16 protein-coding genes are annotated in these 15,050 nt (G+C 42.2%); 10 read left to right on the top strand and 6 right to left on the bottom strand.

Annotation, left to right across the window (positions count from 1 at the left end):
* Positions 1 to 4: 4 nt before the first annotated feature.
* Entirely contained in the window at positions 5 to 916 is a 912-nt protein-coding gene (locus tag AWT60_RS10805) for an NAD(P)/FAD-dependent oxidoreductase (RefSeq protein WP_218677239.1), read from the top strand.
* 10 nt (positions 917 to 926) lie between these two features.
* Here AWT60_RS10805 and AWT60_RS10800 read toward each other — a convergent pair whose 3' ends face one another.
* Positions 927 to 1,133 (bottom strand): hypothetical protein, encoded by a 207-nt coding sequence (locus AWT60_RS10800; protein ID WP_218677251.1) that lies wholly within the window; start codon positions 1,131 to 1,133, stop codon positions 927 to 929.
* Positions 1,134 to 1,247: 114 nt separating this feature from the next.
* Here AWT60_RS10800 and AWT60_RS10795 point away from each other — a divergent pair, with 114 nt between their 5' ends.
* On the top strand, positions 1,248 to 1,895 hold the full coding sequence (locus tag AWT60_RS10795) for a DUF3885 domain-containing protein (RefSeq protein WP_218677238.1): 648 nt from the start codon (positions 1,248 to 1,250) through the stop codon (positions 1,893 to 1,895).
* Positions 1,896 to 1,938: 43 nt separating this feature from the next.
* Here the strand turns inward: AWT60_RS10795 and AWT60_RS10790 are convergent, their stop codons facing one another.
* Positions 1,939 to 3,267, bottom strand: coding sequence for a 6-phospho-beta-glucosidase (locus AWT60_RS10790; RefSeq protein WP_024424565.1), 1,329 nt, complete (start codon positions 3,265 to 3,267; stop codon positions 1,939 to 1,941).
* A 199-nt stretch (positions 3,268 to 3,466) separates the two neighbouring features.
* On the opposite strand from AWT60_RS10790, the gene AWT60_RS10785 reads away from it, so the two are divergent.
* The gene (locus AWT60_RS10785) at positions 3,467 to 4,198 is read left to right on the top strand and encodes a MurR/RpiR family transcriptional regulator (protein ID WP_056767604.1); all 732 of its coding nucleotides are present in this window, start codon (positions 3,467 to 3,469) and stop codon (positions 4,196 to 4,198) included.
* A gap of 17 nt (positions 4,199 to 4,215) precedes the next feature.
* Here the strand turns inward: AWT60_RS10785 and AWT60_RS10780 are convergent, their stop codons facing one another.
* A complete protein-coding gene (locus AWT60_RS10780) occupies positions 4,216 to 5,415 on the bottom strand; it encodes an MFS transporter (protein WP_218677237.1) in 1,200 nt (399 codons plus the stop codon).
* Positions 5,416 to 5,560: 145 nt separating this feature from the next.
* On the opposite strand from AWT60_RS10780, the gene AWT60_RS10775 reads away from it, so the two are divergent.
* Positions 5,561 to 6,040, top strand: a complete 480-nt coding sequence (locus tag AWT60_RS10775) for an aminoacyl-tRNA deacylase (RefSeq protein WP_218677236.1) — start codon at positions 5,561 to 5,563, stop codon at positions 6,038 to 6,040.
* 33 nt (positions 6,041 to 6,073) lie between these two features.
* Here the strand turns inward: AWT60_RS10775 and AWT60_RS10770 are convergent, their stop codons facing one another.
* A complete protein-coding gene (locus tag AWT60_RS10770) occupies positions 6,074 to 6,982 on the bottom strand; it encodes a LysR family transcriptional regulator (RefSeq protein WP_218677235.1) in 909 nt (302 codons plus the stop codon).
* A gap of 103 nt (positions 6,983 to 7,085) precedes the next feature.
* Here AWT60_RS10770 and AWT60_RS10765 point away from each other — a divergent pair, with 103 nt between their 5' ends.
* Positions 7,086 to 8,288 (top strand): MFS transporter, encoded by a 1,203-nt coding sequence (locus tag AWT60_RS10765; protein ID WP_218677234.1) that lies wholly within the window; start codon positions 7,086 to 7,088, stop codon positions 8,286 to 8,288.
* A 62-nt stretch (positions 8,289 to 8,350) separates the two neighbouring features.
* Here the strand turns inward: AWT60_RS10765 and AWT60_RS10760 are convergent, their stop codons facing one another.
* Together AWT60_RS10760 and AWT60_RS10755 are read right to left on the bottom strand one after the other, a co-directional pair.
* Positions 8,351 to 9,430 (bottom strand): DUF3900 domain-containing protein, encoded by a 1,080-nt coding sequence (locus AWT60_RS10760; protein ID WP_024426661.1) that lies wholly within the window; start codon positions 9,428 to 9,430, stop codon positions 8,351 to 8,353.
* Positions 9,431 to 9,630: 200 nt separating this feature from the next.
* Positions 9,631 to 9,780: a DUF1540 domain-containing protein gene (locus AWT60_RS10755; RefSeq protein WP_073204211.1), complete on the bottom strand. Its 150-nt coding sequence runs from the start codon at positions 9,778 to 9,780 to the stop codon at positions 9,631 to 9,633.
* Positions 9,781 to 10,135: 355 nt separating this feature from the next.
* On the opposite strand from AWT60_RS10755, the gene rfbF reads away from it, so the two are divergent.
* The 5 genes from rfbF to AWT60_RS10730 are packed head-to-tail and all read left to right on the top strand — an operon-like array spanning position 10,136 to position 14,917.
* Positions 10,136 to 10,900, top strand: coding sequence for a glucose-1-phosphate cytidylyltransferase (rfbF, locus tag AWT60_RS10750; RefSeq protein ID WP_024424573.1), 765 nt, complete (start codon positions 10,136 to 10,138; stop codon positions 10,898 to 10,900).
* A gap of 4 nt (positions 10,901 to 10,904) precedes the next feature.
* Positions 10,905 to 11,876, top strand: coding sequence for a GDP-mannose 4,6-dehydratase (locus AWT60_RS10745; protein ID WP_025092661.1), 972 nt, complete (start codon positions 10,905 to 10,907; stop codon positions 11,874 to 11,876).
* A 12-nt stretch (positions 11,877 to 11,888) separates the two neighbouring features.
* Positions 11,889 to 12,800 (top strand): putative nucleotide-diphospho-sugar transferase, encoded by a 912-nt coding sequence (locus tag AWT60_RS10740; protein WP_218677233.1) that lies wholly within the window; start codon positions 11,889 to 11,891, stop codon positions 12,798 to 12,800.
* Entirely contained in the window at positions 12,797 to 13,987 is a 1,191-nt protein-coding gene (locus AWT60_RS10735) for a glycosyltransferase family 2 protein (RefSeq protein WP_056767615.1), read from the top strand. Before AWT60_RS10740 ends, AWT60_RS10735 begins: the two co-directional genes overlap by 4 nt.
* A complete protein-coding gene (locus AWT60_RS10730; protein ID WP_041108624.1) occupies positions 13,988 to 14,917 on the top strand; it encodes a putative nucleotide-diphospho-sugar transferase in 930 nt (309 codons plus the stop codon).
* Positions 14,918 to 15,050: the final 133 nt, after the last annotated feature.

Genomic DNA, 15,050 nt, shown 5'->3' with positions numbered 1-15,050 from the left:
TGATATGTTATTAGATTGTGCCATTATTGGAGGCGGACCAGCCGGATTAAGTGCAGCACTTGTTGTAGGAAGAGGCAGAAAGCAGGTCACTGTATTTGATGATGAGCTGCCAAGAAATCGAGTGACGCAGGAATCACATGGATTTATTACAAATGATGGAATGACACCATTTGAGATCAGACAAGCCGGAGAGGCAGATCTTCAAAAATACCCTAATATCAAAATCAACCGAAGTCGAATTGTTGATATACAAAAGAAAGAGGAAAGCTTTACGTTACTGACACACGAGGGGGATGCATTCGAAGCGAAAAAAATCATTTTGGCAACAGGTCTTCAGGATATATTGCCAGAGATCGAAGGAATTCATAATGTGTACGGAAAAACGTTGTTTAGCTGTCCTTTCTGTGATGGATGGGAATTAAAGGACAAAGCACTTGCCCTCATTGCAGAGAATCAGCGAGCCTTGCATATGGCTAAGCTTCTTTCCAATTGGACAAAGGATTTGATCGTGTTTACGAATGGGCACGTGTTGGCTGAAGAGGACAAGACGCTTCTGAGGGCACATTCTATTCAAGTCATTGATGTGCCAATTGTGTCGATTGATCATGACAATGGGCAGCTGCGCTCTCTCCAGCTTGCGAATGGGGAGATAGTGAATAGGGAAGGCGGTTTTGTCGCAAGTGAATTCAAGCAGTCAGCCCCATTTGCCGAAAAGCTTGGCTGTCAAATGACGAAGAATGCGGGTATTGAAACAGATATCCTTGGACGTACAACCGTCAGTGGTGTCTTTGCATGTGGTGATAATCTAGGCGGTCCTGCTCAGTTAGTTCTCGCAGCAGCAGCTGGAAGCCAGGCAGGAATGGGCGTCATTCATGAACTGGTGCAAGAAGAGTTTCAAGAAAAAACATCTCTATGAAAAGAGATGTTCAACGATGAACGGTTTTCCGTTTTGCTAAGACGTGAGCTGTCCATTCCAAAAGTGCGTAGATGACAAAGAAGATCAGGATCCAGCTGCTGACATCGACCCATACATTGGTGATCTGAATGATGTTCGCCTGATCAAGTCCAGCCTGTATCCACATGGTGATCAGTGCTGTAAGGAACACTTGTAAAAACCATTTTGATGTTTTCAATTGACCACACCTCCATCTCTTTCTATCATATAAGAAATGACAGTTTATTTCCAATTTGTTTTCCTATATGTTTTAACGGTAAAATGAAAAATAAAACGAGTGAAAGGAAAGCAAATGAGTGATCAAACAAATATGTTTCTAAAAAATCATTTTCCTCATCTTTTCCTCACGCCGCCTCTTTTTTATGAGTGGCCTATTGGGCTTCGGTTTGAAGTGGCAGATTGGTCATTAGGAAAAGAATCGATTGTATTAGAAAAAGCGGGAGATCGTGCTTTAGAGATTGTGAAATATACTTTTGATCCAGAAGACGAGATGCTGCTTGTGACGGATGTGTATACAGATCATGAACATGAATTAACGAAGCGTAAGCTCCTTGTCTATCAAAAGTATGTGCATCGGCAAGTAAGGAACAGATTGCGCCACGAGCTTTTGACTTATGTACGTCCAGAAATAGAAGATTCACTGACATTAGAGAGATTTACACTCAAATGCCAGCTGCAAGACATTCGATTGCGTCCGCTTCTCCATGCGATGTGCCAGGAGGACTTCTATGCACCGAATCAAATCTTGAAGGGAAAACTGGGGTATGAAATTTACTTAATGAATCTCTCAAAAAAAATGATTTTTCACTTATATGATGATCGAGGCTGTGATCTCATTTCGGCAGATGCTGAGCGTCTACGCCCAGTCTATGAAGGCTTACAGCACTTGCTATTAGACTATGATCGTCCTAAGATGGACCGGCTGTTTGCAGCCAAATAAAAAAACCGCACTTTCGACAAGTGCGGTCAGCGGGTAGACAGTTTTATGCTTCTACTTTATTGAAGAACTGTGGCAAATATTCTTTGTGAGCTTCTAGCATTTCATCTAGGATGCTTTTTGCAATGGCATCTGATGGGACAAGCGGGTTGATGGTCATTGCGACAAGAGCTGTGTTGTAATCGCCTGTCACGGCTGCTTCAGCAGCTACACGTTCAAAGGATTTAATTTGAGAAATAAGTCCTTTGACAGCGACCGGCATTTCACCAACAGCGATTGGTTTAGGACCGTCTTTTGTGATCACACAGTTGAGTTCAACCGCAGAATCATTTGGAATGTCACTAATAGCCCCGTTATTAATGGTGTTTACAGGCTGAATGTCATGCTTGTCGTTATAAATGGATGCAATCAAGTTACAAGCCGCATCACTGTAGTAGGCACCGCCTCGTTTTTCAAGCTGTGGCGGCTTGATGTCGAGATCAGGGTCTTTGTAAAGCTCGAACAAATCATTTTCTAATGCGCGAACGACTTCAGCACGTGTTCCTTCATTTGCTGCTGCTTTCTTTTCCTCAGCCAGCATATCACTTGTTTTGTAGTAGTAACGGTGATACGGACAAGGAATGACGCCAAGCCCTTTTAAGAAATCAGCATCCCACGGAATCGCTTGAATGTTGTTCATCGACATGCTGGAGTTTGGATCAGCCATGTCTTCGATGACTTGATCCATGATGCTTTTGCCATCTAAGAATACATTGAGTCCAAAGACCATATGGTTTAATCCAGCAAAGCTGACTTCGACTCTGCTTGCGTCGACACCAAGCCCTTTGGCGATTCCCATGCGAATGCCGATCGGCACGTTGCATAAACCAACGACTTTACGATGGTTTGAATAACGAAGAACGGCTTCAGTGACCATACCAGCTGGATTTGTGAAATTCACAAGCCATGCATTCGGGCAAAGCTCTTCAATATCTTTGACAATATCAAGAATGACAGGAATGGTGCGAAGTCCTTTGAATAGACCTCCTGGCCCATTTGTTTCTTGACCAATGACATCATATTTTAAAGGAATGCGTTCATCCTTCATACGTGCTTCAAGAAGTCCGACACGGAATTGTGTTGTGACAAAATCAGCATCTACAAGTGCTTTCCTGCGATCTAATGTTAAATGAACCTCGATTGGAAGCCCTGCTTTTTTGACCATGCGTTTTGCAAGATTTCCGACGATCTCAAGCTTTTCTTTTCCCGCTTCAATATCAACGAGCCAAAGCTCGCTAATCGGAAATTCATCGTATCGTTTAATAAATCCTTCTACAAGCTCTGGTGTATAGCTTGATCCTCCGCCAATTGTGACAACCTTTAATCCTTTTGCCATGTTCTGCACCTCCGAATAATGTAACGCGCAATGTTATAATAGAGAAAAGTCTTTTTTCTTGTTTGTACATCTATAGCTTATCGTGAGAGCATCATGTGCGTAAATGACTTCAGCGTCTTTAGGCAAGGGTGCCCTATTTAGAGATTTGTTACATAAAAGAAACACATTGTGACATGTAGTTGGAGAAAGGGGAAGTCAGATGTTTTCAAGTGAGGTCATTTCCAGCTTTAATGAACTAGAAAGCGCTTTATACCGATATATCATGGAAAACAGTGAAAAGGTCGTGTACATGAGAATTCGAGATCTTGCAGATGCTGCACATATTTCCACCTCGTCTGTCCTTCGCTTTTGCCGAAAAGTAAATTGTGAAGGCTTTTCAGAGTTTAAAGTGAAGCTCAAAATGTATTTAGAATCAGAGCAGGCACCTTCTTTAAAAAGCACTCAGCACTTTCTATATGAATTTATTGAACGAACATTGAAGGGAGACTTTGAGGGGAAAATTAAGGAGGCCGCGAAGCTCATTGCTGAGGCAAAAAATGTGCTGTTTATCGGAACTGGCAGTTCTGGCATTTTGGCGCAGTATGGGGCGAGGTACTTTTCAAGTCTTGAGAAATTTTCATTTTATATCAATGATCCGTTTTTTCCGATGAATATGCAGTATTTAGACAATAGTGTCACCATTGTGCTGTCTGTATCAGGAGAGAACAGTATTACAATTGATCATATTTCGAAGTTAAAAAGAGAAGGCAGCAAGATCATTAGTATTACGAATAACCAGCACTGCACGATTTCGCGCATTTCAGATTTAAATATTGCCTACTACGTCACAGATGAACGGGTCCACAGAGCCAATATCACCACACAGACGCCAGTTGTGTATATTTTAGAAGCCATGGCCCGTGACATGTTTGCGATGTTAAAAGAAAAGTAAAAGAGCCGCTGCATACATCAGCTGCTCTCTTTTTTCTGCTTCATAAAAGCAAGGATGGCAATGCCGGAACAAACGAGCACGAATAGACCGCCCAGCAAATACACAGACCTCGCCCCGTATACATCTGCAATCAATCCAACAAAGAAAATAGATAAACCGACCGATACTGAAGAAAGGACGTAGTGAGCCGAATACACCTTTGATAAATCATGTACTGGCGTTTCCGTTTGAAGAATGGTTTGCTGCGAAACATCTCGGATTTGGTAGGCAGGCCCCATCAAAATACAAAGCACCAAAGCAAGCCACGGCAGGCTGTTCAGTGAATAGACAATGGTCAGCACTGCATAAATGAATGAACCAGCTGCCATAAAGAGGAGAAGCTGTTTTTGAATAAACTGACTCATCCATGCAGCTAAGAGCCCGCCTATGATGGCACCTGTATAATAAGCGGCATTGATAAATCCCCACCATTCCTCACCTTGCTTTAAATCATGGGTGACAAAGGCAAGCGTAATCGCCCCGATCCACACAGCACCCGCAATATTTTCACAAACATCCATAAAGGTCAGGGTGCGCACCGTTTTATTTCTCCAAATGATCGTCCAGCCATCTTTGAAGCTGTTCATCTTATTTGCTTTTCGAACCGTCTCTTCTTGCTTAAGAAGAGGAAAAACAGGGATGAATAATAGATAAGACAACACAATCATGACACAGGTGATCCACATTAAATAAAACGGCCCGATCCATAGGACGAGCATTCCAGTGAACGAATAACCGGCGATTTGAACCATTTGATGAAAAATGGAGGCTGTACTGTTTGCTTTCACAAGCTGATTTGCTGGTACAAGCATCGGCATGATGGCCTGCATTAAAGGACTGATGAACCCGCCTGTGAGGGAAATCAAAATAAGCGCACTAAACAACCAGACCATATGCTGCTGAAACAAATGAAATTGGGCTGTAAACACGATGAGCATCCCAAGACGTAAAAGCGGGATCCATTTCAATAGCCGGCCAGCTTGAAAGTAATCGGTTAAAACAGGAGAGAAGAGCCCAGCCAATAGCTGGCATATCGTTCTAATCAGCGGAAAGACAGCCGCATAGGCAACAGATTGTGTATCTTGATAAATGACAAACGTGATCGTCATGACAAATAAAATATCACTCAGCATGAGAAGGCTTTTACTGCTTGTATAACACCAAAACTTGTTTCCCATATTAAACCGGCTCCTTTTCAAAAACAAGTTCAGTATAGCATGGTGATGGTGTGTCCAGAGGTTTTTAATTGAAAAATACATCTTAAGGATGAGAAGATTGTGATAAGCTAAATGAAGGACATTGTAAGGAAAGGGGTTCAATCGATTGAAAAAATTACCGGCACATGACTTTTTGGACAAACATGGCATCCCATATGAGGTCAAAACATTTTCTGCCGAAACAGAAAAGGGTGCAGCAAATGTAGCAGCAGCTCTTGGTTTTCGTGAAAGACAAATGATTAAAACATTGATTTTTGAAACAGGAGAAGGGGAGCAGCTGCTTGTGATGGTTGGCGCTGACCAGCATATTAAGTCAGGGAAACTTAAGAAAGCGGCCGGCTCCCGTAATATTAAAATGGCTTCACCGGAGAAGGTTCTTGAAGTGACGGGCTATCGAATTGGTTCAATTCCGCCGTTTTGCTGGCAGCCAGAAGGATTCCGCACCATTATTGAGGCTTCGTTATTAGAAGAGGAAATATTAGGTGTTGGGGCAGGCGAATGGGGAAATGAAATCCTCATCACCCCAGAACAATTGGTGAAAGCTTCAAAAGCTGTACCGTTTGACATCATGCAGCCAGCTGAATAGAAAAAAGTGCCTGTTTCAGAAGCAGGCACTTTTTTAATTGGCAGCAGGCGTAGTAAATGGACCGATACCTTTCATTTGCAGGAAGGCATCCACGGTTCTATTTTCTTCAAGATCATTCGCCCGTTTGCACACAACAACCGGTCTGACGATCTCGATGCCTTCAATGTACACGCGCCCAATTTCTTGCCGCTTGAGACTGCCATGAACCGCATCACGGGGAACAAGTGTGATGCCATATCCAGCTTTGATCATTTGAATCGCTTCATGAACACCGCTGAATTGTAAATCAACGGTAGGTTTTTTGATCCCTTTCGAGGTAAATAATGAAAAGAGTTTATCTCTTGTGGAACTGCCTTCTTCACGCATCAAAAAAGGCTCCTGACTCAGGCGCTCCAGTGGGACGGTTTTTCCGTTTAACGGATGGTCTGCCGGCACAATAAAATCATAGCTTAAATTCGTTAAATGAGAAGTGAGAATCTCCTCATGGTGCAAATCCTCGATCACGGCGATGGCCACATCTGATTCATATTGAAGCAGGCTCTCTAAAACTTGAGCGGAGTTTCCGCTTTTTAATTCAATTTCTGTCTGTGGTGAAGATGTTTTAAAGGCAGCAAGCCAATCTGGCAGTAAAAAGTTAAGTGGTACATAGGTAGAAGCGATGCGGAGCCGCCCTTTTTTTCCGTTTTGTAAAAGTGTGATCTGATATTCTACTTCCTTTTCAGCCTCGAACACTTGCCGGGCATAAGGGTATAGAATCTTCCCCATTTCCGTAAGTGTAATGCCCCTGCCATTTCGTTTAAAAAGACGGAACCCGATTACACTTTCAATGCTTCTAAGCTGAGCCGTTACAGCTGGCTGCGTCAATGACAGTACGTCTGCTGTTTGTGTAACGCTTTTTGTCTCTGCGACCTTTGCAAAAATCCGAAGGGCATGTAAATTCAACTTTGCACCACCTATCAATTATTTTGATGGTTTAATCAAAAACATTCATTAGATTTATTATAAGGCATCCCTTATTGTAAAGATAGCGAAGGGGGAAGGGAAAATGGATCATCGTCAAAAGCAAGTGGTGGCAATATCGCTTATCACAGCATTTGCACTGATTGGAGATTCAATGCTTTATATTGTTCTTCCGATCTATTGGAAAGAGATTGGTTTATCATCTATTTGGGAGGTTGGGCTGCTGCTGTCCATTAACCGATTCATCCGCATCCCGCTAACGCCTGTCGTTTGGTGGCTCTATCGGTTTGTCCCAATGAAGACCGGTGTATTGATCGCTATTTTGATTGCATCAGTGACCACAGTGCTTTATGGTGTGAGCGGTTTTTGGCTGCTGCTGATTTGCCGCTGCGCTTGGGGGCTGGCATGGACGTTATTGCGTATGAGTGGAATGAGATTAATTGCTGAGATGGAGGAAAGCTCTCAAGGGCATTATACGGGCATTTATAATGGGCTTTACCGGCTTGGCAGTTTATTCGGCATGTTATGTGGCGGAATATTCGCCAGCCTGATCGGCTTCCAGTCCATGACGCTTGTTTTTGGTTTACTCACATTACTAGGAATCATTTTTTATGTCTCTTTGGATGAGATTGAAAAGGGAGAAGAGGGGCAGGTGTATCAAGTCATCAAACAGAGGTGGCTTGCACGGGATGTTGTAAAAGTATTAATGACAGGTATGCTGATCGCACTTGTGATCCAAGGGTTATTCGCATCAACCCTCAGTCATGTCATTGAAGCAAGGATCGGTCATGGTGAATTTGCTCTGTTCGGCTTTGTTATCGGAGCTTCGGCTTTAAGTGGAATCATTCAAGCGCTCAGATGGGGGTGGGAACCATTTGTAGCACCGAAAACGGGCAGATGGTTTGATGGGCTTGTGATGAAGGAACGAACGCTTGGCTGGATGTTTCTTTCATTTGGAGGTCTCAGTCTTCTGGCGGTCATGCTGAAGGTAAGCGGCTGGTTTCTTGTGATGCTGCTTTTGATCCAGCTATTGTCAACAATCTTAACGACATTAACGGATACGCTTGCTTTTCAAAAAGCGTCTGCTCAAACAGATAAAAACCGCTTTCTCGCAAGCTATTCCTTTGTTCAAGATATGGGAGCAGCTCTAGGACCCTTGTGCGGGTATACGATGATTCAGTTTTTTGGATCAAGCAGCGTCTTTTGGCTGATGCTCATTATAAGCTTATTGCTTATCAGCATGTGGGCAAGAGGCAGAGAGCTGCATATTACTTCTGATCCAGCGTAATAAATCAAGCGTTATACAAAAAACTGCCTCATGCGCTGAATGCAAGAGGCAGTCGTGTTTTTTTATTCTAGATCTGAATCATAGGCTTTTTGCGTCAGCTGGCTGACCACCTCTTTTAACCCATTTGGTTTATGAAACTCAACAGGTGTGCTTCCTTTTTCGAAGACGATTTGATCTGCTTCAACGAGCACGACATATCGATTGTTGAGCTTTGCAATATGGATCGAGTGGCCAAAGTCTGCTAGAAGACCTTTGATTTCCGTTTCGCCTAGACGCATTTTCATTGTGATATCAGGGGTTTGTTCAACAATATGGGAGGCCGCTTGTGTGACCTGCTCTGTATCGAGTGTTTCTCTAATTTCTCGCTTTTCACTCGCTTCCCATATTTCAAGATCCTCTTCAAACTGCTTTAATTCTTCACTTTCATCCTGTAATGTTTCAAAAACCTGTTCCTGTACCATATTCATGACCTGTGATTTCATGATTTCAGGCATGGATTCACCGTATTCGACGAATTTCAAAAAGTCCTCAAAATAACGAGCGTGTGAGGATTGGTGAATTTTCACTTCAGCTTCCTCAGTCATGCCTTCTTCCGGCATAAACGGGTATTGAATCGATTTCATGTTTTTTGTCGTAATAGCCATTTCGACTTTTCTAATCAAGGTAGATGTATCAGCGATAGAAGCCACTTTTTGTTCGAAATCGCATTTCATAATAAAGACAAAGGAATCATCGAAATACTTTTTAGGAACAGCAGAAGCAACTAAAAAAACGCCGCCTCTGACAGCACTTGTATCTAAATATGTGCGAACAAACTGTTCACTGCATTCATTAAACAATTCTTTTGTATCTGCAAATCTCGTTTGATGAAATAGGTTGTAGTTTGGATTTGAATCGAGCTCATGACCGGGCTCTACAATAAATCGGCCAATTTTGGTCGGTACTTGTTCAGATTTAGGGTGTCTGTCCACTTTTCGTTTGACGATTTTTTTCAGTTCACCGTCTAAAAAGTCCTTCAGCTCACTTTGTTCAAATTCTTCTTGATCTAGTGTTTGATAATGTTTAAATCGTTTATTTGCTTGTTCATCTTTGCCTTCGATTTCCACGACAAAGAATGATAGAAAACGTATCGTAAAATCCATTGATTGGTCACCACTTTTTCTTCTTCGGATATGTTGAGTATAGAAAAAGGAGTGAAAATCGTCAACGAATAGAGAAATATCGTGTCATTATTTCCCGAGAAATGTTTATTGAAAAACACTTGATAATAATTATCATTCTTGATAGAATGATAAAAGAAAAGAAGGAACCTGCCAGTTCCTTCATCTCAGAGAAAAATAGATTATTTTGTTTCAAATGTTTCGCAATCAGTTTCAGCGTTGCGAGTCACTTCAGTCATCGTGTTTTTACCAATTTTAATGGTAGAAGCGGTACAGCTGTTTTCAGCCCAAAAACGGCAAGAGTTCACTTCACAAAGAACGTTTTGTGCCAAGGGAATTCACCTCCGTGATTCATATTGAGAATGAAACAAGCTGCCACTTGAATTCATTCAATCTAGTAGTCTCTTTGTAGAAAGAGGCTGTTTGTGCTGGTTATGCACATGTTTATCATACCATCTACCCTGAAAATATACAATTTAAACTTTGGAAGAGCGAGAATATGAATCTCGCTCTTTTTTTATTTGTAAAAATAGTTAAATGCTAGGTGGCACACTCTCTCATTTCGACATATGAATAGAGTAGATTCAAAACCTGATGTCGGACAAAGTATGGGGGTACATGTACTGATTTTCCGCATAAAGATAGGGTTTTTAATCAAAAATCTTCATAGAGAGATGAGGGGAGAAGATGAAAGCAGTCATTCTCTGCGGAGGAAAGGGAACGAGAATGAGTGAGGTCACACAAGCGCTTCCTAAACCACTTGCTATGATCGGAGATCGGCCTATTCTATGGCATATTATGAAAATCTATCAGTATTACGGTGTAGACGAATTTATCCTATTGCTTGGATATAAAGGAGAGAAGATCAAAGAGTACTTTCTGAACTACGACTGGCAGCATCACAGCATGCAGCTCGATATGGCGACAGGAGAAATGAAGCTTTTAGGGAAAAAGGAGAACTGGAAAATCACCTTTTTAGATACAGGTGAAGATACGATGACAGGCGGACGTTTAAAGCAGGCACAGGATTACATTGGTGATGAGACCTTTATGATGACGTATGGTGATGGACTGGCCAATATCAATATGTTTCATTTGCTGAAACGTCATCAGGATCTTGGAGCAGCTGCGACTGTCACAGGCATTGAAAAGAAGTCCCAGTACGGGACACTGAAGGTGTATAACGGGATGGCACAATCCTTCTCTGAGAAGACAGACAGTATCGGGATGATCAATGGAGGATTTTTTGTGTTGTCTCCAAAGGTATTTGATTATTTGACAGATGATGATCAATGCGTGTTTGAAGCGGAGCCTCTTCAAAACCTGGCGGATGATGGAGAGCTTGCCGTTTATGAACATCACGGATTTTGGACAGCAATTGATACGTATAAAAACCTGAAGGAAATCAACGACATGTGGACAGATGGAAAACAACCATGGAAGGTTTGGTGACAGCATGAGCGGATTTTGGAATGGAAAGAACGTATTTGTAACTGGATGTACAGGGCTGTTAGGGAGCTATCTCGTCAAGGAATTGATTGATCAAGGGGCAAACGTGACTGGACTTGTGCGTGATCAGGTGCCTCGATCGAATTTATATCAAGGCAGTCAATTTGAAAAAATGAATGTGGTGCAAGGCGCATTAGAGGATATGCAGACGATTGAACGTGCGTTAGGAGAATATGAAATTGACACCGTCTTCCATTTGGCTGCCCAAGCCATTGTTGGGGTCGCAAATAGACATCCTGTTTCTACATTTGAAGCGAATATTTTAGGGACATGGAATGTACTGGAGGCTTGCAGAAGACAGCCGCTGATCAAACGAGTGATCGTGGCATCAAGTGACAAAGCCTACGGTGATCAAGAGCAGCTGCCATACGATGAAGACATGCCATTAAACGGGAAACATCCGTATGATGTTTCGAAAAGCTGTGCAGATCTCATTTCTCATACGTACTACAACACATATGGTCTACCGGTTTGTATTACACGCTGCGGTAATTTATATGGAGGCGGAGATTTGAATTTCAACAGAATCATTCCGCAAACCATTCAGCTTGTGTTAGAAGGAAAGGCGCCGGAAATTAGAAGTGACGGGACATTTATTCGTGATTATTTCTACATTGAAGATGCAGTGAAGGCTTATTTGCTGCTAGCTGAGAAGATGGAGGAAAAAGGGCTGGCGGGAGAAGCCTTTAACTTTAGTAACGAGATTCAGCTGACAGTGCTTGAGCTTGTGGATAAGATTTTAAAGGCAATGGGAAGTGAACTGAAGCCTCGTATTCTCAATCAAGGAACACATGAAATTAAGCATCAATATTTGTCAGCAGAGAAAGCGAGAAAGCTGCTTGATTGGAAACCTGATTACTCCATTGATGAAGGCTTAGAGAAGACGATTGAATGGTACCGCGAATTCTTTCAAAAATAGAGGTGTAAATAGATGAACAGCATATATTGTACGGTTCTTTCAAGTGGAAGACTTTATCAAGCCATTGCGTTTTTCTTATCGTTGAAGCAAGTAGAAGATGATGCTGTCATCAAGACGTTATGCATGGATGATGCTGCATTTGATTTGCTTCATCAAATGAATTTTCCGCATGTGGATCTTGTTCATGTACGGGCGCTCGAAACACCAGAGCTGCTGGAGAAAAAAGAGGAACGGGATGCATCGGAATATTGCTGGACCCTAAAGCCGATTTGGATTGAGTGGTTATTTGAACAGGAGCAGGCAGAGAGCGTGACCTATCTTGATGCGGATTTGTTCTTTTATGAGAGCCCTCAGGTGATTTTTCAACATCAGCCGAATGCTTCTGTTTTAATTTCGAGAGGGGATATTGTCATTCCAAGCTTTGATGCAGAGGAAGTGAAGATGCTTCAGAAGCTTTTAGGACGCTATAACTCAGGCTTTCTGCATTTTAAAGGAGATGAAGCCGGACGAAAATGCCTCAGCTGGTGGAAAGAAGAATGCTTAAAAGAATGTAAAAATGCACCGGGAGAAGGCAAGTTTGGCGATCAAGGATATCTAGATCATATGCCGAGGCTGTTTGACAAAGTAGAAGATATTGAGACAAAAGGCGTGAATATTGGTCATTGGAACTATGGGCAGCATTCTTATCGGGAGGAGAATGGACGTATTCTTCTGGAGGATGGGCACCCGCTCATTTGCTATCATTACAGCGGCTTTCGGATTGTGAGCAAGGATGAGATGCAGCAAATTCATGAAAAAGGACGAAATGACCTGCCATTTTTCCAAGAAGCCTATCGGCAAGTGCTTCGCCATGTGATTGAATCTGTGGAGCAGGTCGATCCGCTGTTTAACGGCTATGCCAAACGGGAGGAGGATGACGCATGAATGAAAAGCCAAAGGTAAGCGTCATTATTCCAAGCTATAATGCCAAAGAGCGTTTAGAAGGAAGCCTTTTTTCCTTAACGCTTCAGGAAACAGATATTCCATTTGAGGTCATTGTTGCCGATAATGGCTCAACGGATGGCACGATGGAAATGCTCGAGAATATTGAGGTGAACTTCCCATTTAAAAAGGTGCGTATTCCTGTCAATCAAGGGATTGCAAAGGGGCGTAATCATGCCATTCGCGAGGCAGAGGGAGATCTGCTCATTTTTCATGACAGTGATATGCTGGCAGAACCGAGATTTATTCAAAAGCATGCAGAGGCTCATGCTGACAGGGAGGATCTTGTCATTTGCGGTGTGTGCTGGAAGCGGATTTATCGCTATTTTTACAAAGCGTTTGATAAGGATCATATGAAGCGGTTGAAAAAGCAAGGACTGTATAAACGGAAAATGGAGGACAAAACGCCTCTTTTATCATTGGAAGAAGTCGAAAATGGTGCATTTTTAGAGAAAAGCTTCGATTTGCAGTCTGAGTTTATTGATATCCTGAAAGACATTTTGGAAACGTACCACTATGATTTAGGTTCTTATGAGCTGCCATGGCGATTTTTTATTACAAATAACTCCTCTGTTAAACGTAAGCATGTCATGGCACTAGGGATGTTTGATGAAAATATCGTTCGGTACGGATTTGAGGATTATGATTTAGGGATTCGATTGAATCAGCTTGGTCTCTCCTTTGAATTGCGAGAGGATATCATGAGTGTGCATCAAGAGCATCCAAGTAATTTAACGTCATTTGATGACATCAAATACAACATTTTGTATATGTGTGAGAAGTACAATCATATTGACGCTATTGATGTCCATTTGGCTTTCTCTGGTCCGTTTTCTCACACTGTGACAAATGATATTGTGAAAGAAGTTCGGCAGCTGCGTGAGAATCCAGCATTTGATGACCTGTTATCCTATTTTTTAGAGCTGCTTCATTTGATCACAGAACGGAATGTAGGCATCAAGCGGGATAAAAAAGATATGTTGACAGCCAAGCATGTTCCTTTGAAAAAGCTGGCAGAAGCGGCGCAGCTTGCACGTGAGGAGTATGGCTGCATGGTGCTTGTAGAAGCCATTCAAGGGCTGACGAAAGAGCTGTTGCGCGTTGATTTGTTCCAAGTGGATGTGTTGTAAATGGCGTCTTATCACTTTACAACCATTGTGTCGAATACCCATGTTTTTAAGCTTTTGGCGCTGATTCATTCGCTTGAACAAAACGCGCATGCCTTCAAGCTGTCCGTTTTATGTGCAGACCCTTTGGCTTATAAGGTATTAAAGGAGTTCCCTCACCCGCATGTTCAATATGAACAGCTTGAGGACATTGAAGATGATACGCTGCGGAAGGCAAAAGAAGATCGAACGTTTCATGAGTATTGCTGGACGTTAAAGCCTGCTTTTCTGCTCAAAATTCTTGAGTCCTCAGATGCAGATTATCTTGCCCATCTGGATACGGATTTGTATTTTTATCATGATCCGGAGGCGATTTTTGCAGAAAATCCAAGCGCTCATTTATTTTTGACGGATCATATGAATTCCAAGCGGTTCTATCATTTTTATGAGTTGTCTGGCCGCTTTAATACTGGGTTTGTAGGCTGCCGTAACACAGATGTTGCCAAACAGGCAGTCACGCAATGGAAAGAAAACTGTCTTGCCCATTGTACTGTAGAAATGGATACAGAAAAAAAGACGTACGGAGATCAGCGGTATGTGGAAAGATGGGTTGATGATTTTGAAGGGGTTCATATCGTTGCATCTAAAGGAGCCAATGCGGCGATTTGGAACATTGAAAACTACAAGCTTTCAGTTGTAAAAGGAGATATGTATCTCGACGAATGTCCACTCTTGTTCTATCATTTTTCTGCCTTTACGATCATTGACGAGAATACCTTTAACCTTAATTGGTATTATTATATGAAAGAACAGAAGCTTGTGGATCATTTGTATATTCCGTATGCCGACTTGGTTCATCAAAAGATTAAGCAAGTGCAAAAGGTATTTCCAGAATTTAAGCAAGGATTTATTGCAAGGAAGCATGTTCCTGACACGCATTTTTATGAGAGATGAAAAAACCGCTCATTTATTGAGCGGTTTCAGCGTGTAGACAAACCCTCGCATTCTTTGTCAGGTCTGTGCTCCGGTGCTCACGAATGTCGAATTCGCTCCGCTCCGGTGCTCGCCCTTTCTAGACTGCAAAGGT

This window comes from Bacillus sp. F2HM (assembly GCF_019266135.1).
Classification (GTDB): domain Bacteria; phylum Bacillota; class Bacilli; order Bacillales; family Bacillaceae; genus Bacillus; species Bacillus safensis.
This window is presented reverse-complemented; position numbering and strand designations above follow the sequence as displayed.

Coding starts and splice junctions, on each gene's coding strand:
- AWT60_RS10805 (WP_218677239.1), top strand. CDS start 5: ATGTTATTAGATTGTGCCATTATTGGAGGCGGACCAGCCGGATTAAGT.
- AWT60_RS10795 (WP_218677238.1), top strand. CDS start 1,248: ATGAGTGATCAAACAAATATGTTTCTAAAAAATCATTTTCCTCATCTT.
- AWT60_RS10790 (WP_024424565.1), bottom strand. CDS start 3,267: ATGGCAAAAGGATTAAAGGTTGTCACAATTGGCGGAGGATCAAGCTAT.
- AWT60_RS10785 (WP_056767604.1), top strand. CDS start 3,467: ATGTTTTCAAGTGAGGTCATTTCCAGCTTTAATGAACTAGAAAGCGCT.
- AWT60_RS10780 (WP_218677237.1), bottom strand. CDS start 5,415: ATGGGAAACAAGTTTTGGTGTTATACAAGCAGTAAAAGCCTTCTCATG.
- AWT60_RS10765 (WP_218677234.1), top strand. CDS start 7,086: ATGGATCATCGTCAAAAGCAAGTGGTGGCAATATCGCTTATCACAGCA.
- AWT60_RS10760 (WP_024426661.1), bottom strand. CDS start 9,430: ATGGATTTTACGATACGTTTTCTATCATTCTTTGTCGTGGAAATCGAA.
- rfbF (WP_024424573.1), top strand. CDS start 10,136: ATGAAAGCAGTCATTCTCTGCGGAGGAAAGGGAACGAGAATGAGTGAG.
- AWT60_RS10745 (WP_025092661.1), top strand. CDS start 10,905: ATGAGCGGATTTTGGAATGGAAAGAACGTATTTGTAACTGGATGTACA.
- AWT60_RS10740 (WP_218677233.1), top strand. CDS start 11,889: ATGAACAGCATATATTGTACGGTTCTTTCAAGTGGAAGACTTTATCAA.
- AWT60_RS10735 (WP_056767615.1), top strand. CDS start 12,797: ATGAATGAAAAGCCAAAGGTAAGCGTCATTATTCCAAGCTATAATGCC.
- AWT60_RS10730 (WP_041108624.1), top strand. CDS start 13,988: ATGGCGTCTTATCACTTTACAACCATTGTGTCGAATACCCATGTTTTT.